The organism is Pedobacter sp. AC402, assembly GCF_979252805.1.
The window spans coordinates 263,899-289,193 of sequence record NZ_CEEDAI010000009.1 but is presented as its reverse complement, the minus strand read 5'-3'; the positions used below and the strand labels follow the sequence as shown (position 1 = coordinate 289,193).

The window sequence follows — 25,295 nt, the reverse complement described above, 5'->3', positions numbered from 1 at the left end:
GCAAAAAGGTAATTTTTTGTTATTTAAGTGTTTTCAGGATTGCTCCAGTTACTATGGCTCCTGTTAAGTAATAGGCAATGGTTAATGCACTTACCTTTACATTTTTTGCGGTTGGTTCAGGCTGCAGGCCCATTGGCTTAGGTAATTTAACTGCCCCAACTCCTGCGGCAAGGCCCAATATAATGGCTTTTGGCCATATCAGGCTGTAACTACCGCCAATTAAACTATAATAAATTGCGTTTCCTGCCACATCACCGGCAAGCGTACTTAAGTATAATTCTTTATCATCATCAATAGAAGTACCTAAATAACCTAAAGATTTTTGCAATGCTTCTTCGCCCAACAGGTCGATACGCGGCATATCTTTCCCCTTTTTAAGTGATTCGTGAAGGATATTCAGCATCACCGCACCTCCAAGGCCGGCCAGTAGGTTCGTTATCTTTCCCATGTTCAGGTGTTTAAATTTGTATTATTGTTAACTATGGCCTACTTCAGCAATATAGGCTGGATCTACTTGTGGCTCAGCATCTGCCGGAGTATTTTCGATGTACGATTGTTCAACCACGTTAAGGTATTCGCGCAATTTTGCGAAACGCATCTTTATTTCTGCTTTTTTATCTTCATCATGCTCAGGCGCACCGTCCATTGCAGCAAGTGTATCTACCGCATAATCCATAAACTGTTTGGCGGTTTCAGATAAAAGTAATTTTTCCATTTTCGAATATTTAGTCTGGCCTTTCTGACCATCTTAAATACAAATGCCACACAGTAATGGTTTTGAATATGTGTTGGTTTATTATTCCGAGAGGTTGTGAATTTAGTTTATGATGGATTATAAATGCTAAAAATTTTAGTATAATTTTGTCCTTAATAAGAGTTAATTGGTTATGATCAGGACGTTTGAGAAAAGAGCAGAGCAGAAGATTTCGGGGTTTCAATCGCCAGCTGCAGATTATTTGGAGGGTAGGCTTGATATTACCGAAAAAATAGTGATCGATCCTCATGCTACCTTTTATTTTCAGATGCAGGGCAATACCATGGCCGGTTATGGAATATGTGATGGAGATATTTTAGTGATCGACCGATCTTTAAAACCCATTGAAGGTGCATTTGTGATTGCCTTTGTAGCAGGTTTTTTTAACTGCCGCCTGTTGTTGAAAGATAAGCAGGGTTTTTTTCTTAAAAACGATTCGGATATTGTAAGGGAAACGGAGATAGAGGTGTTGCAGATTTGGGGTGTGGTGAGTTCGGTATGCAGAAATGTATTGCCAAAGGCTTTAAGAACGGGGAGGTACAAGGATGTTTGCACTTTGTGATTGCAATAATTTTTATGCCTCGGCCGAGCGGCTTTTCCGCCCGGAGCTTAATGGCAAGCCCGTTGTTGTACTGAGCAATAATGACGGTTGCGTAATTGCCAGGAGTGAGGAAGCTAAAGCCTGTGGCATTAAAATGGGTGATCCTGAATTTTTGGTGAGAGACCTGATTAAAAAGTTTTCTATCCATGTTTTCTCCAGCAATTATGTTCTTTATGGCGACATGAGCGAACGGGTGATGCATAACCTGGCCAGGTGGTTTCCACGGCTTGATGTGTACAGCATTGATGAGGCTTTTGGTTGGCTTGGTGGAATTGGCAACCTTGAAACTTATGTGCCTATGGTACGTAATTCGGTAGTGCAGAATACCGGTATACCTGTTTCTATTGGCGTAGCACCAACTAAAACGCTGGCAAAGCTGGCCAACAAACTTTCTAAAAAGAGTGGTGGGGTAATGGTGTTGGATACTGATGAGAAAATAAGTGCTGCGGTAAAAGATTTTCCTGTAAGTGATTTATGGGGAGTAGGCCGTCAGTATTATAAGAAATTTCAGGAACTTGGCATTACCACCGCAGGCGAACTCAGGGAAATGCCCGAAATGTGGTTTAAGCAGCATTTAACCGTTATGGGCCAGCGGATGTGGAATGAGTTGTGGGGTAGGCCGGCCATCCCTCTGGATGCGGTAAGGGAAAATACCAAAGGGATTACCGTTAGCCGATCTTTTAGAAATTACATTGAACAGCCCGATATTTTAGCTGAGGCTGTAACCTTATATGCCAGCAGACTGGCCGAGAAATTACGTAGGGAACAGCTGCGCTGCCTTTATTTACAGGTTTTTTTATACACCAATAAAAACAGGGAAGACCATCCACAGCATTTTCCCAGTTATACGCATAAACTGTTGCTGGCGAGTAACAATACCACCGATTTGGTAAGCATTGCTGTTAAGGTAGCACAACGGCTTTTTAAGGATGGTGTAAAGTATAGAAAAGCTGGTGTAATTGCCACCGGACTTGTGCCAGAGAGCGAATTACAACTGAATGTTTTTGCGGCGCATGACAGTGGTAAAAAGGATAAGGTTTCTGCCGTACTCGATAAACTTAACCTCGCTTATGGCAGGGGAACGCTTAGAATGGCGACTGAAGGGTTTGAGAAAAAGTGGCGGTTAAAGCACGAATACCTTTCTAAAGGTTATACCACCCGATGGCCTGATATTATTAAAGTGATTTAAAATAGGCTCACCATTTTGTAGGGGATTTTTAATTGGCAAGCGCAGAGCGATAAAATCGCTTTACTATTACATCGGTTCTTGCTATAAAGATTGCTTCGTCGGCTGAAAAAGCCTTCCCGCAATGACGATACATTAAATAGCTAAATAGTCCTCGTTTGTAACGAGGATTTTAGAGGTACGCATTTGCAATGCGAAAATAATTCCTTTAAACGCGATAAAATCGCTTTACTCTTACATCGGTTCTGCCATAAAGATTGCTTCGTCGGCTGAAAAAGCCTTCTCTCAATGACGATAGCTAAATAGTCCTCGTTTGTAACGAGGATTTTAGAGGTACGCATTTGCAATGCGAAAATAACTCCTTTAAGAGCGATACAATCGCTTTTCTCGTACATCCTCGTTACAAACGAGGACGATGTGGCCTTTTAGCCTCGGTTTCGGGCCTTTTGCACCCTTAACCACCCCTCCGAGTGTCGGCACCGGGCCTTTTAGCCTCGATTTCGAGCCTTTTGCACCCTCAACCACCTCTCTGAGGGTCGGTTTCGGGCCTTTTAGCCTCGGTTTCGAGCCTTTTGCACCCTTAACCACCCCTCCGAGGGTCGGCACCGAGCCTTATAGCCTCGGCTTCGGGCCTTTTGCACACTCAACCACCCTTCAGAGTGTCGGCTTCGAGCCTTTTAGCCCCGGCTTCGGACCTTTTGCACCCTCAACCACCCCTCAGAGGGTCGGCACCGGGCTTATCTTTACATCACTAGAAGTTAAAAGCATTTTACCGATGATGTTGAATAGGAATGTCAGGGTTAGCTATCTTTTAAGGTGCTTACTTTATAATGCCTGATGATGATTTCTTTTTGATGAAGTGTTTTCTCCAGGTTCGATTTTATTTCTTTCCAGTAGGGGGCATTAAAATGAGCCGTCATTACTTCAATTACAATTAGCTTATCGTATTCGGTTTGGTTACCATCCAGCCAGATCCCTTTTATGGGTTGGCGGGTGTAAAGGCTTAGTCCTCCAAATTTTTCTGTCAAACTTTTTTGAAGCTTTTGCAACGTACGGTTAAAAATGCTGCTCTCAGTTATGGGTATAAATAACTGAACGAGCGTATCCTGTCTGTTATTTTTCTTTTCCCCGTCACTAATGAGTTTCCAGGTAGCAGCAGGGCTTGTTAAACCTTTAATTTTAAATGATTTACCCGCCAATTCGTTATAGTTGATGAAAAACTGGCCAATTTGTGTAATTAAATCTTGCTCCAAATCATGGATGGTTTCAATTTTGGCCATATTTTGATCTATAATTGGAACCGCTATAATCCGGTCGTTTTCCGTTTTGCGGCCATCTTTTTCGCGTTGGTCAGCTTTAATTGCGCCAACAATTCTGCAATCTAGCGCGCAGCCCGTAAAAGTTCCTAAAGTAGAAATAACCAGCACATCCAAAGGGTCGCCATCTTCTCCTAATGTGCCTGGGATAAAACCAAAATCAAAAGGAAACACCATTCCGGCAGGCATTACTTTATTGAGTACGTAAATGTTCTGTTCGGGTTCGTAATCAAATTTTTGCTTGCTGCCTTTTGGTGTTTCAATAATTACCCTTACCTGCTGCTCTTCAGTTTTCATATGTCCTGGAGCGGTCTATTTTATCCGACCTAAAATTAATTATCTGTTTTGATAGTCTCTAACTGCCCTCATTTTCCGCTGTATGTGTATCAGCCAAATTTTTTGAATCCAGTGTCCGGCTTTTACTCACAGGCCCGTCAGAGGGTAATGATTCATAGGGTTTTTCACCTACTTCTCGCTTATCGTCCTCGTTTTCGGGGAAACCCATATTTTCCTTATTTTCCTTTTCGCCAGCATTGCCATTCGTGTTTTCCATTGCTATTGATTTTTTATAGGTGTAATTAATTTTCGGTACTACTTTCTGGCAGCACTGTTTCTGGTGCTTGTGCGGATTGATTTTGCGGTACTTCGGCAAGCTTTTCTATAAGTGCCTTAGCAACAGGCCCTGCAGATAATGGATTCTGCCCGGTAATCAACAAGCCATCAATTTCTACATGAGAAAGGAAGGGCACTAAACTATTTTTAATTTCTGCCCCTAAAGTTTCCAGTTTTGTTTGCAACAGATAAGGAACATGATTGCCACGGCCAACCAGCGTTTCTTCGGTATTGCTAAAAGCCGAAATTCTTTTTCCTTTTAAAAAACCAGGGCGAATGTTTTCGGCACCAAGCAATGCAGCCGGGCCATGGCATACTGCTGCTACCGGTTTGCCAGCATCTAAAAAGTCATGAATCAGGATTCCGCTATTGTTATCAACAGCCAGATCCCAAAGGGGGCCATGGCCACCAGGATAAAACAAGGCGTCATAATCCTCAACCCTGATCTGATTTAAGGTGCTGGTGTGCGAAAATGCATTTTTTGCATTTTCATCATCCTGGTATCTGCGGTTGGATCCGGTTATGTTTTCTGTCAGTTCACTCATAGGGTCTACCGGTGGCCGGCCACCTTTAGGGCTAAACAGATCTACCTGGTAGCCTGCATCGATAAATTCGTAATATGGATCGGTAAATTCGCCAAGCCAAACTCCGGTTTTATCATCAGTATTTTGCATGTCGCGATGAGAGGTCATCACCATTAATATCTTTTTCATAAGTTGCTTATTTTATGTCTTCAGGATCAAGTTCATTACCTTCTTCATCAACGCGCTGGTGTTCATCCCAATTCGAATCTTGTGTATTATCAGTTTGCTGATCTACATTTTCTTCTTCCTGTTCTTTTGGATCTTTCATGTTTTTAAGATTTTTAATACAAAGAGATAACAAGTTTAAGCAAGCAATGGTTCGCCAAAGCTGAAAAGAAATACTTAACCGCATAAAAAGATCTGGTTGTTGGCAATACACATCTGTTTAATGCGCTATTATTTAATATTGGTTTAAATGTTTAAACCTTATCGCCTTTTTACGTGTTTTATTAAGAAAAACGATTATGAACGATAACATTGAACCAAGAGACACAGATGCTGAAGACAGCAACGGTCAGTCGCAAATAAGTCCGAATGAGGAAAAGGAAGTTGATGATAACGAAGTACAACGTGGCCTAACAGGTGAAACAGACGATGAGGAAGATGTTGGCGGAGACCTTGCAGGCAATGCCGGCGGAAATACTTAACTGATTAATGGCTGTTCCATTATCTAAAGGTTTAACACTATTTAATTTGTACAATTTTAAAGGATCACCATAATGGGAACTGAAGAAAAAAATAACAACCTGGGCGATAAGAATGCTGAAAACAGCGCAGAACGCACTAACATGCCCGATAACCAGGTACCAAGATTTAGAAGTAATGAAAATCATGAAAAGAACCGGGTTAAAAGTGAGGCCGGATTTTTAAGCAGAGAAGTAGGCGAAGGAGATTTCGGCTCGGAAGAAGCAAGGGCCGATTGGGAAAAAGGAAACAGCGGAACTGCAGGTAACATGCCCAATTCGGTGAGTAAAGAAGATAGTGATGATGAAGAAAGTTTGCCTTAGTTTATGCAGCAAATCTTATTTGATAAGAACTATTGAATTACTTGAATTGGGATAGCTCATTGCTAAATAAATCATATAAAGGCATTACATTCTGGAGTGATTTACAAATAATTGAACTGTTTAAAATAGGTTAACCGATAGTTAACCTATTTCTTTTTTCCAATGTTTTTTCTGACTGGCATATTTTTCATTTGCCTCTGCCTGTTTCCATTTTTCCCAAAATATGGAGGCCGATATAGCTTTATTTTCATCTCCGGTACCACGATCAAGCGCTATATAGCCGTTATCTTTATCGTACTTCTTACCTCCTTTATAATTTGCATACCGCCGTGCCCGGGTATAACCCATTTGGAGGTATTTGCGGGCCATATCTGCACCCACAAAATCATTTGCTTTGAGGTATTTTATAAAAAGTGCATAAATCTTTTCACTACTTTTTAGCGCAATTTCGGGTGTTTTAAATCGCCAAAACTGCCCGATTTCCGATTTATAGGGCTCACAGATTAAAACGCCCTGTTCGCCCTTGCCAATCCGATACATTTCGGGGTGTTTGCTGTAATCTATATCCGGCTTCCACGCGTATTTTGCAATGTCGAAGTTCAGGTAGCTCGGCTTATCCACGGTTGCTGGTTATGCCATGTTTAAATTTTTATTCACAAACTCCTGTGCACTTCTTAAATCAGTGTTCACCTGCTCTTTGGTTAAATCAGAAATTGAATTAAGCGGATCATCTGTAAACTCGCTCATTAAAGTGACTGCACCTGCTCCTTCAGTTCCATCCCCGGTAATATTAAAAATGCCTTCTACGCCTTCGTTAACAAAGCTGTACTTTACTTCGAAGTTTTGTTTGCCTTCTGTAGGAATCTCGGCAATTTCTCTATACTCACGGGCCTGGATGGTTTCAAGGCCTTGTTTTACTAATTTTATCGCTTCGGTTTTTTGTTCTTCTGTCATAACTCCATTAATTAGTTTTAATATTTAACATTTAAGAAAGGCTAAAGTTTGGTTTTGGGCAGCTTGCTTGGGTAAATTAGCTGTAAGTGCATAGTAGTGAATTGCTCCCACTCCGTGGTCTGTGTCCCCATGTAAAAGCACCCCATGGTCTGTGTCTCCACAGACCACAAGGTTGAAGTATTAAATCTCTCCGTAATCTGTGTCCCTATGCAAATCACTCCATGGTCTGTGACCCTACACACCACAAGGTTGAAGTATAAAATCGCACCGTAATCTGTGTCCCTATGTAAAGCACTCCGTGGTCTGTGTCCCCACAGACCACAAAACTTGAGTTAGTAAAGTCCTCCGTGGGGACACAGACCACAAATCGACCACAAAATCAAACATCAATATAATAACATTTTAACTACTTTCGGAGATACAAGTAACAAGCAGTACATGTTGAGCATAAATAAACACGCTTTTCTTATGGTATTTAAATTTCCCTCAGTTTAAATCGTACCATTTGGGTAAGTCGATCAAATCATCTCTCCATTTAATATCCCCATTATCATCCAGCTGGCCTGTAGAAAGGAAATCTATTTCGGGTTTGCTTTCGGCAATTTTCTTTTTAAATTCAAAAGCGTCGATCATAAGGTACTGATGGAGACGTTCTTGCTCTGATAAGCTTTGGCAAAGCAGCACCAGAACCCGCTCGCCCCTGATAGACTCTATAATTATGCTCTCCCAAATTTTCATATCAACTACTGTTTTTATATCCCTTATTATCAGCTTAAACATAAATGGCATTATGCTTAAGCTATTGGTTATATCTCAGCAACACTTTCAAAATCTAAATGGTTTATTTTTTCTGTCTATCGGTTCCGTTTAGCATAAGAGCAAGCATTTTTATATTCCAGTATAAATACCCGACACAGTTACGGTTTTTAATAAAAAGGCAAATGCGGCAAAACCGGGCCGAAAAGTAAGGTGTTTAAGCTAAAGATATTGGCTTATGGAAAATAAATATTCAATCAAACCTGGAAAACCATTTCCTCTGGGTGCTACCTGGACGGGCAAGGGTACTAATTTTTCGCTTTTTGCCGAGAGTGCAGAAAAGGTTGAACTTTGTTTATATGATAATGATGGCAACGAAACGGGAAGGATAGAGCTTGTAGACCGCGACCACCATGTTTTTCATTGCTTTGTAAATGAGGTTTTGCCCGGCCAGCTTTATGGCTACCGCGTGCACGGACCTTACCTCCCTGCCGAAGGAAAACGGTTTAACCCGAATAAGTTGCTGATCGATCCATATGCCAAGGCCATTTGCTGCGGCTTAACCTGGAACAAAGCGGTATTTGGATATGATATTGATGGAGAAGATAAGGACCTTGGTTTTTCTGACCTTGATAGTGCAGCCTATGTACCCCGATCGGTAGTGGTAAACCTGGCTTATGATTGGGAAGATGATACTCCTCCCGACATTTCTTACCATCAAACGGTTATTTATGAGTTGCATGTTAAGGGCTTTAGTGAGCTCAATCCATTAATCCCCGAAGAGCTGCGTGGTACTTTTGCTGGCATTGCACATCCGGAAAGCATAAAATATTTAAAATCGCTAGGTATTACCGCAGTTGAGCTGATGCCGGTACATGAGTTTATATCCGACGGGCATTTGCAAGACCGTGGCCTGAGTAACTACTGGGGATACAATACCATCGGGTTTTTTGCTCCCCACGAAAAATACAGCTCATCAGATGGCCGGGGGGGGCAGGTAAATGAATTTAGGGATATGGTAAAAGAACTGCATAGAAACGGGCTTGAAGTACTATTGGATGTAGTTTATAACCATACTGCCGAAGGAAACGAGCTAGGGCCAACACTTTCTTTTAAAGGGATTGACAATGAGAGTTATTACCGGTTGGAGCAAGACAATAAACGCTATTATACCGATTATACGGGTACTGGAAACACGCTTAATACCAGGATGCCTTCGGTGTTGAGGTTTATTATGGATAGCCTTCGCTACTGGGTAAAGGAAATGCATGTAGATGGTTTCCGGTTCGATTTGGCATCAACACTGGCCAGGGGGCTGCATGAGGTGGACAGGCTGGGAGCTTTTTTTGATATCATCCACCAAGACCCTGTTATTTCGCAGGTAAAACTGATTGCTGAGCCCTGGGATGTTGGTGAAGGGGGATACCAGGTAGGTAAATTTCCGCCGGGCTGGGCCGAATGGAACGGAAAATACCGCGATACCATGCGCAGGTTTTGGAAAGGAGACGAGGGCATGGTTGGTGCGTTTGCCGAGCGCTTTATGGGTAGCCCTGATTTATACATGCAGGAGTATCGAAGGCCAACGGCCAGTATAAATTTTATTACTGCACACGATGGCTTTACACTGAATGACCTGGTGAGTTATAATGAAAAGCATAACGAGGCCAATGGCGAAGATAACCAGGATGGCGAACAGCATAACCATTCGTGGAATTGTGGGGCAGAAGGTGTTACAGCCGATGTGCAGATCAATTACCTCCGGGATAAACAGAAGCGGAATTTTTTGGCTACACTTTTACTCTCTCAGGGCGTACCAATGATTACTGCCGGAGATGAAATGGGCAAAACGCAGAAAGGAAATAACAATGCCTATTGCCAGGACAATGAAATTTCGTGGTTAAACTGGGCTAATATGGATGCTGAGCTGGTAGCCTTTACCCGCAAGTTAATCGCATTAAGGCTTCAGCATCCGAGCCTGAGAAGGAGGGAATGGATTGTTGGCGACCGGATAGATTCTGACGGGCTTTTAGATGTAGCCTGGTTTGCCGGTAATGGCAAATTTATGGATGAGCAGAAATGGAATGATGAACACCAGAAGTGCCTGGGCATTTTTCTGCATGGCGAAGGAATTCAGGGAACGGATGAACATGGGAACGAGGTTTCTGATTATCATTTCCTCCTTATTTTTAATGCAGGTTTTGCTACTTCAGAATTTAAGCTTCCTGAAAGCCGGTTTAGCAAGAGTTGGGAGCTGGTAATTTCGACAGGGGATACCAAAACATTAAAGCCGAGGTACGCAGCTGAAGAAACTGTACCTGTAGAAGAAAATAGTATATTAATATTCAGGGCAGAATAAATCTGCCTTGAATGTTAAATAAGTGAGGAAATCTATTTTGAGCAAATAAGCTTAAACAAATACAGTGTGTTTAATCTTTGTGCTTTCTTAATTTCTTGTTTTCTTTTAAACGCTCATTTACACCATCATCCACTCCGCGCCCTTCATCCATGGGTTTGTAAATAGATCCGGTTGTATCAGCAGCCTTGGGTGGCATTTTTAACTGGTATTTATGCGAAATGTTACCGGTAAGGTGTTCATTAAACCTGGGGAAAACATTTTGTTGGCATCTTAAATACAAAATAATAAAGCCTTTTCTACTAAAAACACTTATGCTTTAGCCATCGTTTTGCAGCAACTTATTAACCGTGTTTATTCTTTATTAAATGTTGTAAATCACCGCTCATAATGGTAGTAATCTTAAATAAATCAATGTAAGTCAATCTTTTTTGATGTTGTAAGTTTACTATACCGCCAAATTTTAGGCAATTGTTTAATGGGAGGGGTATTAGCATGTACCTGATGTTTCTTTTACCTGATTTAATGGGGATAAATACCCCGGCAAGCCTGCGGTTAACCCCTGTTTTGGCAGCATTGCCCTTTAAAACAAAACTTTTTGATTGGGTAAAGGATTTTTATTAAAACAATTTATCAGATATGAAAAAGCAAATATTATTCGTGGCAGCTGCATTAATTTCAGTATTAATGGCCTGCAATTCAGAAAAACGCTCATCAGGCAGCGATTCTAGTGCTAATGATACTTCAATGAGCTCTATGAGTGCTACCGATCCTATGCAGGATAGCACCACTACAAGCACAAGCACTGATACCACAACTACTGATACTACCAAGCATGGAAGTGCAGGCACACAGCAGGCACAACAATAGAAGTGATGGGTTGCGGGTTGTGTACAGTTACAGCAACTGGCGTTATCCCCTTTTTACCAAAGCACTGGCGTAAATTTTGACCTTAAATGATAAGAAAATGGTACAGGAAAATCAATCAACCCCGGAAGAAATAGAAATTGGACAAGACGGTGGCACAGAACAGAATGCCGTACAGGACATTGGCAATGATGATACCCAGGAAAGCGGTACGCTTGGGGCACAATCTGGTAACGAACAATCTCCAGATGAATCATCAGATGATTTAGAAAATACAGAAGGTACTGATAACACGCTGGAAGATGAGGAATCTGATGCGAGTGAACTCGACATCGATGAAGGCACAGGAAATCCCGGGTTGGGTTAACCAGGCCTGAAGGTTACCAAAACCGGCTGATTTGAGTCGGGCAACATTACGTCAGCAAAGCAAATATTGCCTTGCTGACGTTATTGTGATGTAATGTATCCCGGCTCAAAATTTAATCGAGAGGTATTAAAAGATTCATTTTGTTTTAATTTAAAGTTTATGAGAAAATATATTTTTGCTTTAGTAACGGCTGCATTGATGGCCAGTGCGGGCTGCCACTCTGATCAGACAGAAAAGAACAGCAAATCAACAGGTGCTGATTCTACTGCTCAGGATAGCAGCAGGCTTGATTCTTTTGGAGCTGATGGTAGTGCAAAAAGCATGAAGGGAACAACTGAAGATAGTACAATAATGGAGAGCCCTCCGCATAAGAATTAACCAAGGTTTCAATTGGTTGCAAACCAGGTATGCAGCCCAATAAATAAATAAGATTATGGAAAATAGTAATGATTTAAAACAGGCATCAGAAAACGAATCACTTACACCTGTAAGGCCACCTTCAGAAGATATAATAAAAGGGGCAGGACAAGATGATGCCATAAAAGAATTGCAAAACAACCGTTCGGCTGAAGACATAGATGAGGAAGAGCAGCACGGTACTGATCCTGGTGCTTACCCAGGCCCGCGTGATGGGGAGTAATATATAATGCCTTTATTGCAATTGAAGCAATTGTAAAACAAAGTAAATTGATAACTGTGAATAAATTGAACCTGCCCTGGTACTTAATACCAAGGCAGGTTCTTTTTTTATTTTCTTTTGCAAAAATGATTTATTACCAGTGTACCTACGGTGAGGGCAAGTGCTACCTTGCCGATCATACCTACAGGGTTATGCCTGAATTCTGATTTCCAGCCCCTCTCTTTAATAATATTAGGAATTGTACCTTTTTTAAAGTCATCAATAATCCCTTCCCAGGCGTTTACACGATCGGCTAAAATTAAGGGTATCCAGTGGCGGTACCTGTCTTCACTGTGCTTAAAAGCATACCTGCGTATTGCTCCGCTTAGTCCTGATGGCGGTGCGGAGGTTCCGAATACTACGCTGGGCTGAGGCCGCTCAGTAGATTTTAACAGCTCAACGGTTATAGGCTGCTGCGCTGATTTTTCGTAATTGCTCCGGTTATGGTCGTCTCCGGTGTAGTTTTTAATGGGATAGGTGGGTTCGTTATCTGGATCGATATCCATTCCCCATCCCGGAATATTTTTGTAATCTTGATTTTGATTGTTCATAACATTAAGGTTTAGTTGATGGGATAAGTACAGTTTTAATACATTCATCTAACTTGGATGAGAAAATCCGGTAAGCTTCCGAAATTTCTTCGAGCGGCACTCTATGGGTAATCAGGCCTTTAGGGTTAAGCCTTCCAGATTGAACATGATCGATCAAGCGTGGCAAAAGCCTTTTAACCGATGCCTGGTTTGCCCTCAGCGTAATTCCTTTATTAAGGATGTTGCCAATTGGAACATAATTAAATGGTGGGCCATAAACGCCAACTACAGATACAATTCCTCCTTTTTTAACTGAGTTTATTGCCCATTGCAGCGCAGTTGCTGTTCCGGCTTGCATTAAAGTTACTTTACCAGTAAAGGTTTGTAGCGTATTTCCTTCTGCTTCGCAGCCTACACAATCAATACATACATCAGCTCCATACCAATCAGTAATTTTTTTAAGGAAAACAACAGGATCGGCCATTGATTTAAAGTTGTAAGCTTCGCACTTTGCATAATTTTTTGCAAAATCGAGGCGGTAGTCTACATGGTCGATAATGATTACTCTTGAAGGACCAAAAAACCATGCGCACCTTGCAGCCATAATGCCTATTGGGCCTGCGCCGAAAACCACAACTGTATCGCCTTCTTTTATGCCGCCCATTTCTGCTGCCTGGTAACCTGTTGGAACCACATCTGTTAACAACACTGCATCATCAGGGTCCATATCAGGAGGAATTACAGTTGGGCCAACATTTGCATAGGGCACCCTTACATATTCTGCCTGCCCGCCATCAAAGCCACCGGCAGTGTGCGAGTAACCAAAAATACCCCCCACAGCGGTGGCCATGGTATTGGATTCGTGGCAGTTTCCGTAAAGGCCCTGCTTGCAGAAATTACATTTTCCGCAGGCAATATTAAAAGGTACCAATACCTGATCGCCAACTTTGACATTGGTTACTAAAGGGCCAACTTCTTCTATTATACCGGTAAATTCGTGCCCAAAAGTAGAGCCTATGCGTGTATCGGGTACCATGCCATGGTAAAGATGAAGATCTGAGCCACAGATGCAAGTCCTTGTAACCCGTACAATCGCATCTTCCGGATGAAGGATTTCAGGCATTGGCCGCTCGAACGGTACGTACCCGGTAAGGGCCGCGGTAGTTCATTGCTAACATAATTTTAAAATTTAATTTAAGTAAATGATAATTTTCTGTTGGTTACTACACCATTTTAAGGGGTTAATTGAGAAAAAGTATTGTGTTACTTAATTAGAACATTGGTTTTTAGCAACAGGTTTGAAATTATTGAGATTGCTTGCTAAATAAGACAATGATTATTCAAATCTGCTTATTTAAAGGTGAGGGATGTTTCTGCATGGAATAACAAACTTTTCACCCATTATGCCATGGTCTGTGTTTTCCACAATTACATTTTGAATTAATGAATGGTCTGTGAGGACACAGACCATGGGACTGGAAATATCATCTGTGAGGATACGGACCATGGTATTGGAGACCATATTTTGAATTAATTAATTGTTTGTGGGATACAGACCATGGGACTGGGTTTTACTATGGCCATGAAACCGACCACTTATCAAATCCGCCTGATGTTTTTCCTTTGCTAACATTGTTGTACGGTTGTTCTTCTCCGCTTTCAATCTTTTTAATTTTTTTCTCAAGTGTTTTAATAATCTCTTGCTCAAGTGAAAGATAGCTGTTTACTTCCCCTTGTTTCTTCAGGTTATTATTTTTGCTGTTATCTTTCATGGTATAACTGATTATTTATAATCACCGATAAAACCTGGTTTTGTGTTAAATGAGGTTTTTATCGCTTGGTGTTTGCCATATTATGTGGATGATAAATCCAGGTTGTAATTGCTCCATGTTAAACATGGTTGGATTTTTAAATTGTTTATTACATGCCGATCTGCGCCTTCTATCTGCTGATTTTTGCAGTCTGCATTGTTTTTATTCATCCGGCTCTTTTTCCCAATCGGTAGGGTTACGGCTGGTATCTGTATCGATGCTATCTCCTTTTGGGATATCAGGATCAGCAGGTCGCTTATCTTCAAAAGATTGTGACCCGTTTTCCGCTTGCTGATCTTCATTGCCTAAAGGTTCATCTTCGAGCCCATGTTTTGCTTTTTCGTTGTCAGTCATTTTGCCTTTGCTAATGTGGTTAATGTATTTTGTTAAGTTGTAAGGCTATTTTATTTGGGCCTGTAAATTCACGGCTTCTTGCAGGTGGGTTTGCAGTGAAGGCAGTTTGGCAGCGGCAAATGCCCTAAGGTCTGCATCATAAACGCCCATATCGCCTGCTGCATTAGAGAAAAGTGCAATCGCATCTTGATGGGAAGCAACCATAATTTTCATAAACTCGCTATCAAATAATGATGGATCTATGCTGTTCAGTTTATCAAGATTTGCCTGTTCTTTAGGTTGCAAAGCATTTGGTACATTCCATCCTTTTCCTGCGGCTAGCGATTTCATTTCATTTCCTACGGCGGTATGATCTGTTGTCATGTGCTCGCCATAATGTTTTACCGCAGCATTTTGTCCTTTTTGAGTGGCTATTGCACCTGCCTGTATCTCAAAACTGTTACTGCTCGAAGCCTGGGTTACAAACGACTGGTTGTCCATCGTGTAATTTTCGTCGTCGTCCTTTTTACAGCCTTGTAAGCTCAATATGGTAAGTGCTACCATCATTAATGTTTTTAGTGTTTTCATAATTTTTTATCTTTTGTTTCTAATGAAAACCATTTTTTTAATGTGCTGGTTTAGGGGTGAAATACCCGAAAGAAGCTGATAAATCCCTGAATTTGCTTCCGTATTTATTCGTAGAAGTATGTGTTGTGAAATGTGATTGGTTTATAATGATAGCATCGTAAAGCTATTGATGCAGGCGTTTAAAACGAGCGCAAGCATCATTTACTTTGAAACCTTCCTGCCATGGGCAGCGAACAATCATAGTTACTATGAAACCTTCCTGCCGTGGGCAGCGACCAATCAAAGTTACTTTGAAACCTTCCTGCCGTGGGCAGCGACTAATCAAAGTTACTTTGAAACCTTCCTGCCGTGGGCAGCTAAGAATCATTATTAATAACTTGATGGTTTAAGCTATTGCCCGTTTTTTAATAAGCATTGCATCACCTATCGTTTAAAACGATAATATATTAACGCTATTAAAGCACTTGTTAGGAACGAATGTTAGTGTGGTTTTATTCATTTAATAATGTGGCCATTGGGATTTGAGGTGCCTTTAGGCAAAACCTTTGTTTTATTTGCACCCCTTGGCAAAACGCATAAATACCCAAACCAAACATGTGTCCAAACGATAGGGCAAGTCTGTACCGACTTTCGTTTCTCCTCGTAACTGAGGGCCCGCTTATTAGCATCCTTCATTAGCTATATCATTATGGTTAAAAATTGTTTTTCGGGTTAGCGCAGTATCCCACATGTTATTTGTTTGCAGGATTATTGACGTTACTTACCGCATATACCCAGGAGTTTTTTCCACAGTTTTCACATTTTTTGCTTACAGGCCCTGTATGGTAGTTACCGCAAAATTTACACACCTGCTGTGTGCTTTGCCGATGTATTTTATCAGACATTTCCCTGTCCCATTCCGGAATAGAAGATAGCCCCGGCACAGGCTCCGTTTTTTTAAGTAAGCTAAAAGATCCTCCAGCTTCAAAGTACAAACGCTTAACCATGCCAAGGTGGCTAATTCCTCCTGATCGAAGTTGCGAAAGTACCCTATCCCTGGTAATACGCGTAAGCACCATAGCCTTGTAATTAAGCACACCATCTTTAACCAGTATATTGTATTTATCCTGCGTTAATGATTCGAACTTTTTATTCTTTGTGGCAATTTTGGCAATTAAGATCTGGAGCGTGATAATTACCATAGCGATTACCACCGCTGGGAGCAGGCCTCTGTCAGGATTCATTAACGGCACCCCCACAGCTGCTGCAAGTGAGGCTACTGCGGCCATCTCATTACGGCTGAGTTGAGATGACATCCGTTTGCCCATCAGCCGCATTGATACCATGAGGATTAGGTAAATAAAAGCTGTACGGAGAATTACCTCAATAAAAAAATGAAAAGGAACTTCACCAAGGAGGATGCGTTGAATATCAGACAGTTTAATTTCGTATTCTTTCATAATTATTTCGCAATTACAGCCTGGCCCCAATTAACGGCGTGGCAATTTTTACATTTTTTTTCTGTATCTGATTCAGAGGCAGGATTTCCACATTCCTGGCAAATGCTGGATTCTTTAATTACATTAAATTCTTGTGCCGCATTGTCATCAGCAGGGGGGAGCAGGCTTAAGCCAGGTTTTGCCTCATCATATTTAAAAACAGAGAAAATACCACAAGCTTCCAGGTAAAGCCTTTGTACTTCGCCCAGGTTGTATATATTTTGATTTCTTAGTACTGCACGCAATTGCTCGCGGGATATTTTCATGCTATCGAGTTTAGCAGCAAGCATTACCCCATCCTTAACCAATAACGATTCGCTTCCCTGGGTAATGAGCTCAATTTTATGGTTTTTCGAAGCCAGGTAGGTAATGCCTCTTTGAAAGGCAAAAGCACAAAAAAGCACCAGGATTCCCTGTAGCAGGCCCTTATCGGGTATTTGCATAGGCACAGATACAATTGCACCGAGCGTAAGCATTACGGCCAGCTCGGAAATGGTTAACTGACCGCCCATTCTTTTGCCCATTAGCCTGAGCGTAATCAATAGAAACAAATAAATAATAATTGTTCTGATTAAAACTTCCAGTAAAAATTCTATGGGTGCTGTACCTATAAAAATCCGGTGCCAGTCACCCCAATGTATCTCTTCTTTTTTCATGTTTAATTTAAATCAGGTATGAGTTATACCTTTTAATTGAGCTAGTTAAATGCTCAACATTGCTTGCTGAGGTTCAGTTTTATTGAAGAAGAAAATGCGTACTTACAGCATAAAGGTCCCCGTATTTCAACGGGTAGCAGTAGCTTTTCATCAAAAATAGCTGTATTAAGTTTAGGTGATTATTATAATTACGGTATTTCGCTACAAGCAAACACGTAGTTTCTACCTCAACAAACCATCCTGAGGGCAGGTTATTAATATAGCTGATCAATCAGCAGAAATTAAACAATTAAATAAAAGCTATGGAAGATTTTAATTCGTATTTCAGCAGTGCCTTTTTAGGCAAAAAAATTATGATCACCGGTGGCAGCACAGGCATTGGGAGAGCGGCAGCAATTTTACTTGGCTCGTTGGGTGCCCAGTGCATCATTTGTGGCCGTCATCAGGAGCAAATAGACGAAACGCTCCAGGCAATTTCGGCAAGAAACAGGCTAAACAGTTTTGGTATTGCGGTTGATCTCTCAAGCGAGGATGGTGTAGCGCAACTTTTTAAAGAAGCAGATGAACAGCTTGGCAAACTGGATATATTGATTAACAATGCTGCCCTGGGCTATGGAAGTATACTCGAGGGAGGCTACGAAGACTGGCAATATATCCTCGATACCAATTTATTGGCTTACATGGCCTGTAGCAAAGAGGCAATTGTAAGGTTTAAGGAACAGGGCTCCGGCCAGATTATTAATATCGGCTCCATGAGTGCTGATGTAAGGGAAGAAAGTAGCTCCGTTTATGTTGCCACTAAGGCCTCAATACAGGGGTTTTCAGAGTCGCTGCGTAAAGAAGTGAACCCACTCGGCATAAAAATTTCTCTTATAGAACCTGGTGCAGTTGATACCGATATGCAGGAGGCCAGCCAGGAGGAAAAGCAAGAACAGATAAAAAATCAAGAAATGCTCCGCGCAGAAGATATTGCATGGGCCATTGCTTTCTGTATTGCGCAACCGCCAGCATCTGATGTGGTTAATCTGAAGATCCGTCCAACGATGCAGATTATTTAGGGTATTTACTTAATAAGCAATTAGCTAATGAATATTCAATTATAATTTGACAGCATGAGCAATAAAATGAAAGCGGCGTTAAAAAAGCCGGATGGAACCTTTCAGGTTCAGGAAGTAGACCGGGTAGAAATACCTGCGCCAGACTGGGTGCTGGCACGGATTAAAGTTTCTGGTATATGTGGAACAGATCTTCGGCATTGGAAAAAACACGAACCCGACCTGGAATGTAAAATTATGGGGCATGAGCTTGCCGCCGAAGTAGTGGAGGTGGGCCCTGCCGTAAAAAATGTAAAACCGGGTGATAGAGTAGTAGTTGAAACCCTTTTGGGTGATGGCGATTGCGATTGGTGCCGCATTCAACAATATAACCTGTGTCCAAATTTATATAAAGTGAGGATGGAAACCATTTCCAGGGCTTTTGCCGAATACCTTATTGGGCCGGCAACGAAGTTTCATCTACTGCCCGATCATGTAAGCGATGAGGAAGCTACCCTTCTTGATACTTTCTCGGTTAGTTTACACGCACAACAGTTAAGCGGTTTGCATATTAACGATAAGGTGGCGGTTATTGGTGGTGGGCCGATAGGACTGGCACAACTTCAGCTTGCAAAAGCATCGGGTGCAGATGTAATTCTTTTCGATATTGTACCCAGTGCACTTCAACTTGCTAAAGAACTTGGTGCGGATGAAGTGGTAAATACAGAAAATGAAGATGGACTAGAGCGACTGAAGGCGTTTACAAATGGGAGGGGAGCAGATATTACATTTGAATGTGCCGGAGGGCCTTCAATGCCGACTACCCTACCTCAGGCCGTTTCATTCACCCGCATAGGGGGTAAGGTAATCATTGTGGGTGGTTTTGAAGCTGGTAACACCAGCATAGAAATGGATTGGCAGCAGCTGCAAAAATCAGGTATTACCATTATTCCAAGTGCAAGTTATGGCTTTTGGGATATCTATCCGGAAATGGCGGTTTGCCTTGATCTTTTGGCCAAAGGTAAAATTAATGCGAAAAAAATGATTACCCACTCCTTTTCACTGGATCAGATTAATGAAGCTTTCGAAACCGCTCAGAACAAAAAAGAAACCGGGGCAGTATTTGTAGCACTAACGGTATAAAATATTTTCGAGCATGTTAATCGTAACGGAGTCGAAAGATCATTTTACCAAAGAGCTTATATGGCCTTAAATGTCTTATATGGTAAATTAAACAAGGGGTCTTCAACTAAGGTTACCATTGACAGGGCTTCAGTAAAGGGGTCGCCATTGTGAGGTACGAAGCAATCCTAAAATACAGGCTAATAGCTATCGTTGTAAGATTGCTTCGTCGGCTGAAAAAGCCTTCTCGCAATGACGATACCGTTAGGATATTCATTTTCTTAAAATCTTGTCACTCCTATTGATTTTTATACGATAACAAGCCATAATTGCACATCACTTATCAACTTGGTTTGAAATTTTACTATTCATAGCATTAGGATCCCCGCATACGCGAGGATGACGAAGCACTAAAAAATTATTCCGTGCTTTCTGTGTTTCCGTGGCAAAAGCTGCTCTCAGTGTAAATTCGTGGTGAAAATCTTTCGACTACGCTACCATTTAAGAAAACATATTTCGTGCATCAACATTGCTTAACCTACCAGGTAATGCTCACTTTTTGATTCCCTGCGATGTTATATTCAATTAAATCAGGGTTATTTTTTACAGGTTTGTATTTTTCTTTTCTCTCTACAGATTTTACCTCTAAATTTTTAGGTCTATCTCCCCCCTGGAATAAAATAATCATCCTGCAATTTAGCCTTTCGTCTCCACCAGTGGTTAAAGTAGCTGCATTTGCTTTACATTTAAAGTTGGCTACTGGATAATCACAGAAAATAATAAAAGATTCATTTTTAACTTTAAAATACTGATTTGGGATTACGCCAAATGCTATCCCTGCCCCATATACTTCCTGTCCTACCTCTCCAGATTGCTCCCAGCCATCGTGCAGGTCTTCAAGGGCAATCCATAACCTGCGGTCAATTTCACCTGTTTTACTTTCTTTAGCCACCGCTTCTTCTTTCAGCATAGTAGGATAATAATGCGCTACACGGCCCATCATGTGCCTGATGAACTCTGCAATTAACAACCTTACCGATGGAAGGATTTCTATGCCTTCTGCTTCTTTGAGGTAATCATGCAGGGCAGAATACACCTCCTGTTCTTCGTAAGCCGCGGTATAAGGAGCATCTCTCAATGGGAAAACCCCAAAAAAAGTTGGAAAATGTTTAGCGTTCCCATAATCACATTCCCAAAGTTGTACATTATCAAAAATTGCTGCTAAACATATGTAACTCAGCTCAAGGAAAGTTTTATCTTGAGTTTCTTATATAACCTGAGCATGGCTCCGGCAGAAAATGCAGTGTTATTGGCCTGATAAAACAGTTCGAAGCTCAGTCCTTTTAATTTAGCTGCTGATTTTTTTGCTTCTTCAAAAAACTTCTTATCTCCGGTTATTTTCCACATTCTCAGCATTAAATCTGCAAATGTACCCGGCACGTCTTTTTCACCTCCAGCTCCTTCGGCAGTTTCTGCTTTTATAATATCAAGGGTATCCATCTGATAAAATACCGGCCACTGGTAATTAAATTTATGGGCCACCTTAACTGCATAATCAATGGAATTGAGCAGCATTTTTTTTGCATTTTCATCTCCACGGGTGCTTAAGCGGGCTAAGTTCATTAATGGATGGTGCAAATACCAGGCGTCCATTACCCGCGGCTTTTTCTGTTCTTCAGAATGATCGAGGTTTTTTTCGGCCGATGGGAGCCACCTCACAATTGTTCCCATATCTTTTTGGTAAAATGCCTCAAGCCCGGTCCTTAATTCAGTTACCAGTTGGTGCTTACTTTCCCCTTTCCAATCCAGGTAATCGAGCATCGGGAGCAATACCGCAAGTTGAACCATTACCTCGGGCGGCGTTTTATAATCAGCAACATAAGCGTTAAGGTAGCTATGGCCTCCGGCAAATGTCCAACAGCCTTTGTGGTAAGTCAAATCTTCAAGGCCTTTTTCCACAGTGTCAAGCCAGTCGTGGTAAAAGCGCTCAGGCCTTGGAATTTTGATGTAGGTTTCGGCTAACTGATCAAGATATAATATTGCAATTTCGGCGGGCGAAGCAGGGAGTTGATCGGATAGGCTTACAAAACCGTCACTAAAGCAGTAGCTTTTACCTTTTTCCAAAGGCGCAGTTGTTGCAGGTAAAGCGAAGCCAATTTCTGGCCATTCTCCCCCTACAGAACCACCTGCACTGCATTTTGCCGTTTCGCAGTAATCGTTAATAGCGGTTAGGTTTTGAAAATAAAATACAGAGCCAGAAGTGCCATCGTTAAAAAAAAGTATTCCGGATCGGGTTCCCCTCTGCTGGGTATGAATTGTTCCCTGTTGTTTGATCTTACCTTTATCATCGAAACTGATAATATCTCTTGGCCAGTATGGAATAAATAGGGGTGCCTTTGGTGTTGCCATAACAGTATAGTGGAAAAATTCATTTCCTGCTTCGTGCTGAATGGTTACCTGGAAAACTATTGTTGAGCAGGCAAGGCTCACCGTAGTTTCACCTTCATCATGGTGAATTTTCTTAATTTCTAATTTTCCGGAGGGTGAGAAAGCCGTGCGGAAAGCTATCCGGTTTCCATCTGGCCTTTCTTTTACCAGCCAAAGTGTATCGCTTGATAAATAAGCATTAAGCTGAAGCGATTTAGAAATTTCGGCAACTGGGGCTAACGATTTAAGCTCTGTTTGGGCATTTGCTGCCCAGATGGAAATTGGTTTCATATAGATATATAATAAAAACTAATTTTTATAATTGAAAAACAACTGGCTCTTCTTATTGCTGGCTCATGTTTTTGGCGGTATCAAATATCTTTAATCAGGGAGTTGCTGTTTGTGGTTAATCCGGCCACTATCGAAAAGGCACCCATAACTACATGCGGCCAAAAAATTTGCTGATAAAAGCCAAAAAGCCAGGGTGAAATTGCTAAGGTAAATCCTAAAACAACATCCATATCAAGATGAAATGCCATTGGCAGCTTTTTCCACATGCCAAGTTCATAGTTGGTGAAAAGAGATTGGAGAATCACAATGAGCGCTGCAATAAAAAAACACATTGCGGCTGGCATAACGTTAATGAAACCTAAAATAAACGGGGCAGATATTATCACTGCGGCCCATAGGTAATCAATTATTCCATGCGTTTTTCTTGATATTCTTTTCATGCTTTATTATATTTTATTTTCATGGCTTTTACCCCTGAGGCTGATCTGCGCTTAACATTATCCCTCAAGAAACCCATATTTATTGGCTGCGGGTTTTATAAAGCCTTACAAAACGTATTTATCACATTTAGTTAAGTACTTCACTTTAAGTAATGTGAAGTATTAAGGTTAAAAAGAAACATTTTGGATCGATTTATACAAAACGGCCATGACTCGGTATTGCCACTGTGCTAAAATTCTCGACAAGATTTTTAAGGCCTAACCTAAGTTCTGCGCCTTTCATATACTGGCCGTGACCTGAAACAACAATAGCAGGACGGAGATCCCTCAATTTTTTAACCGTATCCCAGGCAGCCTGCCAATCGGTGGTTAAATACCTGGGTGGTCCCTGTACTTCACGTTTCTGAATTAAAACCTTATAAAACGAATCCTGCTTAACGGTAACAAATGCATCAGCAGCAATTAAAATTTTATCTGCTTCGCGGAAAAAACAACCTGACCAGGCGAATGGCCTGGTGCGTGAAGCCAACGCCAGTTTGGTGCATCAGGTAAACTTCCATCTTCGCGGTAAGGAGATACATGTCCGGTAATATCAATTGGTTCGTGAGGGTAAATGGAAGATAGTTTGGCGAGCAGCCCTCCCTCAACAGAACTATCGGGTTCAGGATATTCTTGTTTGCCTGTAATAAATGGCATTTCTAAAGGATGAGCATAAACGGGCACTTTCCATTTTTCGAGGATTTTAACAATGCCGCCAACATGATCAAAATGGCCATGGGTTAAAAAAATAGCTTTTGGTGGTTTATCTTTGCCATAGCGTTCTTCGGCAGCAGTTATAATCTCATCCCCACACTTTGGCATGCCACAGTCTATTAAAATCCAATCTCCACCAGGATGGCCTAGCATTACAACATTAACGATCTGGTTGGTGAAATAATACACATCATCAGCTACAGTTTCTCCGTTTCCACTGGAAAACGATGTCATTGGAATGATTCTATTGTCTTTACTCTGTTCCATTCGATATTTATTTTAAGGTTTATCCAATACACACGTTATTTAAGAAAAACTCGCAACTTCCTCTGCCATTGCCAACTGCCTGTTAAGCTCATTTACGGAGGCCTTTTTGCCTCTAATCAGGTAAACTACATTTATCCGTCCTTCTTCTTTTGATACTTCCAACCGCTCAATCTGTGCGCCTGTGTTATTTAACCGTTTTTCGAGCAGCAGCACATTGGAAAACGAGTTGTTAATGAAAGTAATCGTTACCATTCTTTCCTTTTGCACATCTGCGATGATTTTTTCTACATAACTTACCATAACCAAAACGCAAAGTGTACAAATGGTTAGCACAAATGCAAGCGCATGGTAGCCAACACCAGCTGTCATGCCGATTGCGGCCGATGTCCAGATTACAGCAGCCGTGGTTAGTCCTCTTACCGATATACGGTCTTTAAAAATTACCCCTGCACCTATAAAACCGATGCCAGTAATAATATTGGCCGAAATGCGGTCGTCGGTGCCGCTTCCATGCCAGGATACAATTGTAAAAATCGTTGATCCTAGGCTGATCAGTATAATTGTTCGGAAGCCGGCAGATTTCGTTTCTATATTCTCTTTCAAAACCGATAATGCCACCACATATTACCGAAACCAACATGGCAATTATATCGCGTATTTCTATAGTTAGGTCAATCATGTTTTATTCTTATCTATAAAACATGTGTGCTGAAGATTCGGTTTTTGAAATATTCAATGCTCAGTTTGAAAGCCTACTCAAAATGTAAAACCTAATTTAATTTAACTTACCGGGGATTATCAGGGTGTGATTTTTCACATTTGATGGTGGCAAGTACTTGCTATCTGGAGCGATGTACGTGTTTTTCATTTGGCGCTATGGAGCAGCCAACAATACCCGATTTGCTTTTGTTTTTACCATAAAATAAAGCGATATGAATAAGATACCATTGAAGAAAAGTAGCATAATTTTGATTGCCCTATTGGGGGTTTATGGTTGCAATGTGGCAGATAAACGTTCATCATTAGAAAAAGATAGTTTAAGTAACGATACGCCCACGGTTAACAGGGTAGGCGAGGTAGAAACCTTTGAAACAACTATGGAGGAGGAAGCCGCAGATTACCTTAAGGCTGCAGGTAAAAACTTCACGCTTCAGGATAGTTTGCTTACTGTTGCACTTTCTTCAAAGGGCAATCAGAAGATTAAAACCTATGCTAAGGGCGCAAGAGAACGCATCCGGTTTCAAAAAAAGACACTCGAAAAATTTTGCAATGAAAATAAGGTTTTGCTCGATCAGAAATTGAATGCAGAGCAGATCGATTCGCTTCATCTGTTGTCAAAACTTCCTGAAGCTTCCTTTAATAAGTTATGGGTTAACCGGATGTCTGTTTTGCTCAAAAACAATGTAGATACCTATGAAAACGCCAAGCATGCGCGGCAGCAAAGGGTTAAAGATTTTGTAAACCAAAATCTTTCTGCGGTAAACAAGGAAGTTGAGATTTTAAACAATTTTGCGCAGAAAGGCAGTTAA

General features: G+C 41.2%; 34 protein-coding genes and 1 pseudogene. 13 read left to right on the top strand and 22 right to left on the bottom strand.

Features of this window, described 5'->3' with window-relative positions; translation table 11 throughout:
• Window positions 1-19 precede the first annotated feature (19 nt).
• Complete coding sequence (locus AC0IWE_RS11730) at window positions 20-448, bottom strand: hypothetical protein (RefSeq protein ID WP_471793211.1); 429 nt, start codon at window positions 446-448, stop codon at window positions 20-22.
• Window positions 449-475: 27 nt separating this feature from the next.
• A complete protein-coding gene (locus AC0IWE_RS11725) occupies window positions 476-715 on the bottom strand; it encodes a hypothetical protein (RefSeq protein ID WP_055904767.1) in 240 nt (79 codons plus the stop codon).
• Between the two features lie 172 nt (window positions 716-887).
• Between AC0IWE_RS11725 and AC0IWE_RS11720 the strand changes: the two genes are divergently transcribed.
• Entirely contained in the window at window positions 888-1,316 is a 429-nt protein-coding gene (locus tag AC0IWE_RS11720) for a LexA family protein (protein WP_471793210.1), read from the top strand.
• The gene (locus tag AC0IWE_RS11715; protein WP_471793209.1) at window positions 1,300-2,544 is read left to right on the top strand and encodes a Y-family DNA polymerase; all 1,245 of its coding nucleotides are present in this window, start codon (window positions 1,300-1,302) and stop codon (window positions 2,542-2,544) included. Before AC0IWE_RS11720 ends, AC0IWE_RS11715 begins: the two co-directional genes overlap by 17 nt.
• A gap of 797 nt (window positions 2,545-3,341) precedes the next feature.
• Here AC0IWE_RS11715 and AC0IWE_RS11710 read toward each other — a convergent pair.
• From AC0IWE_RS11710 to AC0IWE_RS11695, 4 genes are read right to left on the bottom strand one after another with little or no spacing between them, the layout of a single operon-like run.
• Window positions 3,342-4,154, bottom strand: coding sequence for an inorganic diphosphatase (locus tag AC0IWE_RS11710; RefSeq protein WP_471793208.1), 813 nt, complete (start codon window positions 4,152-4,154; stop codon window positions 3,342-3,344).
• Between the two features lie 58 nt (window positions 4,155-4,212).
• Entirely contained in the window at window positions 4,213-4,410 is a 198-nt protein-coding gene (locus AC0IWE_RS11705) for a hypothetical protein (protein ID WP_471793207.1), read from the bottom strand.
• 25 nt (window positions 4,411-4,435) lie between these two features.
• Entirely contained in the window at window positions 4,436-5,182 is a 747-nt protein-coding gene (locus AC0IWE_RS11700; RefSeq protein WP_471793206.1) for a type 1 glutamine amidotransferase domain-containing protein, read from the bottom strand.
• A gap of 7 nt (window positions 5,183-5,189) precedes the next feature.
• Entirely contained in the window at window positions 5,190-5,321 is a 132-nt protein-coding gene (locus tag AC0IWE_RS11695; RefSeq protein WP_471793205.1) for a hypothetical protein, read from the bottom strand.
• A 196-nt stretch (window positions 5,322-5,517) separates the two neighbouring features.
• Here AC0IWE_RS11695 and AC0IWE_RS11690 point away from each other — a divergent pair, with 196 nt between their 5' ends.
• Window positions 5,518-5,700: a hypothetical protein gene (locus AC0IWE_RS11690; protein WP_055904749.1), complete on the top strand. Its 183-nt coding sequence runs from the start codon at window positions 5,518-5,520 to the stop codon at window positions 5,698-5,700.
• A 72-nt stretch (window positions 5,701-5,772) separates the two neighbouring features.
• Window positions 5,773-6,060, top strand: a complete 288-nt coding sequence (locus AC0IWE_RS11685) for a hypothetical protein (RefSeq protein WP_463493312.1) — start codon at window positions 5,773-5,775, stop codon at window positions 6,058-6,060.
• A 141-nt stretch (window positions 6,061-6,201) separates the two neighbouring features.
• On the opposite strand, the gene AC0IWE_RS11680 is transcribed toward AC0IWE_RS11685, so the two are convergent.
• The 3 genes from AC0IWE_RS11680 to AC0IWE_RS11670 form a co-directional block, all read right to left on the bottom strand.
• On the bottom strand, window positions 6,202-6,681 hold the full coding sequence (locus tag AC0IWE_RS11680; protein WP_471793204.1) for a DUF4385 domain-containing protein: 480 nt from the start codon (window positions 6,679-6,681) through the stop codon (window positions 6,202-6,204).
• 9 nt (window positions 6,682-6,690) lie between these two features.
• On the bottom strand, window positions 6,691-7,014 hold the full coding sequence (locus tag AC0IWE_RS11675; RefSeq protein WP_471793203.1) for a hypothetical protein: 324 nt from the start codon (window positions 7,012-7,014) through the stop codon (window positions 6,691-6,693).
• A gap of 486 nt (window positions 7,015-7,500) precedes the next feature.
• A complete protein-coding gene (locus AC0IWE_RS11670) occupies window positions 7,501-7,752 on the bottom strand; it encodes a hypothetical protein (RefSeq protein ID WP_471793202.1) in 252 nt (83 codons plus the stop codon).
• A 256-nt stretch (window positions 7,753-8,008) separates the two neighbouring features.
• Here AC0IWE_RS11670 and glgX point away from each other — a divergent pair, with 256 nt between their 5' ends.
• The gene (glgX, locus tag AC0IWE_RS11665; RefSeq protein ID WP_471793201.1) at window positions 8,009-10,126 is read left to right on the top strand and encodes a glycogen debranching protein GlgX; all 2,118 of its coding nucleotides are present in this window, start codon (window positions 8,009-8,011) and stop codon (window positions 10,124-10,126) included.
• Window positions 10,127-10,196: 70 nt separating this feature from the next.
• Here glgX and AC0IWE_RS11660 read toward each other — a convergent pair whose 3' ends face one another.
• Entirely contained in the window at window positions 10,197-10,406 is a 210-nt protein-coding gene (locus AC0IWE_RS11660; RefSeq protein WP_471793200.1) for a hypothetical protein, read from the bottom strand.
• Between the two features lie 356 nt (window positions 10,407-10,762).
• Here AC0IWE_RS11660 and AC0IWE_RS11655 point away from each other — a divergent pair, with 356 nt between their 5' ends.
• From AC0IWE_RS11655 to AC0IWE_RS11640, 4 genes are all read left to right on the top strand, one after another.
• Entirely contained in the window at window positions 10,763-10,993 is a 231-nt protein-coding gene (locus AC0IWE_RS11655) for a hypothetical protein (protein ID WP_055903307.1), read from the top strand.
• A gap of 97 nt (window positions 10,994-11,090) precedes the next feature.
• Window positions 11,091-11,357 carry a hypothetical protein gene (locus tag AC0IWE_RS11650; protein ID WP_471793199.1) on the top strand — a complete coding sequence of 89 codons (267 nt, stop codon included), beginning with the start codon at window positions 11,091-11,093 and terminating at the stop codon, window positions 11,355-11,357.
• 159 nt (window positions 11,358-11,516) lie between these two features.
• Entirely contained in the window at window positions 11,517-11,735 is a 219-nt protein-coding gene (locus tag AC0IWE_RS11645; protein WP_471793198.1) for a hypothetical protein, read from the top strand.
• A gap of 55 nt (window positions 11,736-11,790) precedes the next feature.
• On the top strand, window positions 11,791-11,997 hold the full coding sequence (locus AC0IWE_RS11640) for a hypothetical protein (RefSeq protein WP_471793197.1): 207 nt from the start codon (window positions 11,791-11,793) through the stop codon (window positions 11,995-11,997).
• Window positions 11,998-12,104: 107 nt separating this feature from the next.
• Here the strand turns inward: AC0IWE_RS11640 and AC0IWE_RS11635 are convergent, their stop codons facing one another.
• The 5 genes from AC0IWE_RS11635 to AC0IWE_RS11615 form a co-directional block, all read right to left on the bottom strand.
• On the bottom strand, window positions 12,105-12,587 hold the full coding sequence (locus AC0IWE_RS11635; protein WP_463493328.1) for a hypothetical protein: 483 nt from the start codon (window positions 12,585-12,587) through the stop codon (window positions 12,105-12,107).
• 4 nt (window positions 12,588-12,591) lie between these two features.
• Window positions 12,592-13,689: a zinc-dependent alcohol dehydrogenase gene (locus tag AC0IWE_RS11630; RefSeq protein WP_471793196.1), complete on the bottom strand. Its 1,098-nt coding sequence runs from the start codon at window positions 13,687-13,689 to the stop codon at window positions 12,592-12,594.
• Between the two features lie 451 nt (window positions 13,690-14,140).
• Entirely contained in the window at window positions 14,141-14,338 is a 198-nt protein-coding gene (locus AC0IWE_RS11625; RefSeq protein WP_471793195.1) for a hypothetical protein, read from the bottom strand.
• Window positions 14,339-14,539: 201 nt separating this feature from the next.
• Window positions 14,540-14,731 (bottom strand): hypothetical protein, encoded by a 192-nt coding sequence (locus AC0IWE_RS11620; RefSeq protein ID WP_471793194.1) that lies wholly within the window; start codon window positions 14,729-14,731, stop codon window positions 14,540-14,542.
• Between the two features lie 45 nt (window positions 14,732-14,776).
• Window positions 14,777-15,298: a DUF4142 domain-containing protein gene (locus AC0IWE_RS11615; protein WP_471793193.1), complete on the bottom strand. Its 522-nt coding sequence runs from the start codon at window positions 15,296-15,298 to the stop codon at window positions 14,777-14,779.
• A 169-nt stretch (window positions 15,299-15,467) separates the two neighbouring features.
• Between AC0IWE_RS11615 and AC0IWE_RS11610 the strand changes: the two genes are divergently transcribed.
• Window positions 15,468-15,671, top strand: coding sequence for a hypothetical protein (locus AC0IWE_RS11610; protein ID WP_471793192.1), 204 nt, complete (start codon window positions 15,468-15,470; stop codon window positions 15,669-15,671).
• 358 nt (window positions 15,672-16,029) lie between these two features.
• Here the strand turns inward: AC0IWE_RS11610 and AC0IWE_RS11605 are convergent, their stop codons facing one another.
• Both AC0IWE_RS11605 and AC0IWE_RS11600 read right to left on the bottom strand, forming a co-directional pair.
• Window positions 16,030-16,737, bottom strand: a complete 708-nt coding sequence (locus tag AC0IWE_RS11605; protein WP_471793191.1) for a DUF421 domain-containing protein — start codon at window positions 16,735-16,737, stop codon at window positions 16,030-16,032.
• Window positions 16,738-16,739: 2 nt separating this feature from the next.
• On the bottom strand, window positions 16,740-17,432 hold the full coding sequence (locus AC0IWE_RS11600; RefSeq protein WP_471793190.1) for a DUF421 domain-containing protein: 693 nt from the start codon (window positions 17,430-17,432) through the stop codon (window positions 16,740-16,742).
• A gap of 302 nt (window positions 17,433-17,734) precedes the next feature.
• Here AC0IWE_RS11600 and AC0IWE_RS11595 point away from each other — a divergent pair, with 302 nt between their 5' ends.
• Complete coding sequence (locus tag AC0IWE_RS11595) at window positions 17,735-18,490, top strand: SDR family oxidoreductase (protein ID WP_471793189.1); 756 nt, start codon at window positions 17,735-17,737, stop codon at window positions 18,488-18,490.
• A 54-nt stretch (window positions 18,491-18,544) separates the two neighbouring features.
• Window positions 18,545-19,609 carry a zinc-dependent alcohol dehydrogenase gene (locus AC0IWE_RS11590; RefSeq protein WP_471793188.1) on the top strand — a complete coding sequence of 355 codons (1,065 nt, stop codon included), beginning with the start codon at window positions 18,545-18,547 and terminating at the stop codon, window positions 19,607-19,609.
• A 517-nt stretch (window positions 19,610-20,126) separates the two neighbouring features.
• Here the strand turns inward: AC0IWE_RS11590 and AC0IWE_RS11585 are convergent.
• The 5 genes and pseudogenes from AC0IWE_RS11585 to AC0IWE_RS11565 form a co-directional block, all read right to left on the bottom strand.
• Window positions 20,127-20,726, bottom strand: coding sequence for a hypothetical protein (locus AC0IWE_RS11585; protein ID WP_471793187.1), 600 nt, complete (start codon window positions 20,724-20,726; stop codon window positions 20,127-20,129).
• Window positions 20,727-20,824: 98 nt separating this feature from the next.
• On the bottom strand, window positions 20,825-22,306 hold the full coding sequence (locus AC0IWE_RS11580) for a hypothetical protein (protein WP_471793186.1): 1,482 nt from the start codon (window positions 22,304-22,306) through the stop codon (window positions 20,825-20,827).
• 80 nt (window positions 22,307-22,386) lie between these two features.
• Window positions 22,387-22,746: an SPW repeat domain-containing protein gene (locus AC0IWE_RS11575; protein WP_055903338.1), complete on the bottom strand. Its 360-nt coding sequence runs from the start codon at window positions 22,744-22,746 to the stop codon at window positions 22,387-22,389.
• A gap of 193 nt (window positions 22,747-22,939) precedes the next feature.
• Window positions 22,940-23,607: pseudogene (locus tag AC0IWE_RS11570) on the bottom strand (MBL fold metallo-hydrolase).
• A gap of 198 nt (window positions 23,608-23,805) precedes the next feature.
• Window positions 23,806-24,369: an MgtC/SapB family protein gene (locus AC0IWE_RS11565; RefSeq protein WP_471793185.1), complete on the bottom strand. Its 564-nt coding sequence runs from the start codon at window positions 24,367-24,369 to the stop codon at window positions 23,806-23,808.
• 329 nt (window positions 24,370-24,698) lie between these two features.
• Between AC0IWE_RS11565 and AC0IWE_RS11560 the strand changes: the two genes are divergently transcribed.
• Window positions 24,699-25,295, top strand: coding sequence for a DUF4142 domain-containing protein (locus AC0IWE_RS11560; protein WP_471793184.1), 597 nt, complete (start codon window positions 24,699-24,701; stop codon window positions 25,293-25,295).